The organism is Micromonospora fiedleri (assembly GCF_016774385.1).
GTDB lineage: Bacteria > Actinomycetota > Actinomycetes > Mycobacteriales > Micromonosporaceae > Micromonospora > Micromonospora gifhornensis.
Window position 1 is genome coordinate 1 of record NZ_JAETXL010000136.1, and the last position, 255, is coordinate 255.

Annotated in this window: 1 protein-coding gene; it reads right to left on the minus strand. The window is 63.9% G+C overall.

Annotation, left to right across the window (positions count from 1 at the left end; genetic code table 11):
* A partial coding sequence (locus JMF97_RS30980; RefSeq protein ID WP_203224706.1) for a transposase occupies positions 1-255 on the minus strand: 255 nt, incomplete at both ends.

Below are 255 nucleotides of genomic sequence, written 5' to 3' on the forward strand. Positions count from 1 at the left end.
GGGCCAACCCAGCCAGGTCGTATCCGATTTTGGCGAAGATTCCTTCGTCGCGCCAGGCCGCGTAGTAGGCGTACACCGTATTGTGTGAGGGGAAGTCGTGGGGAAGGTATTTCCAGGCAATTCCGGTCCGGTTGACGTACAGGATCGCGTTGAAGATCTCCCGCAATTCCACGGTGGCCGGCTGGCCGGTGGGCCGCCGGTCGAGTCGGGCCTGCCGCCAAGCGCTCAGTGTTGGCTCGATCAGCGCCCAGCGGG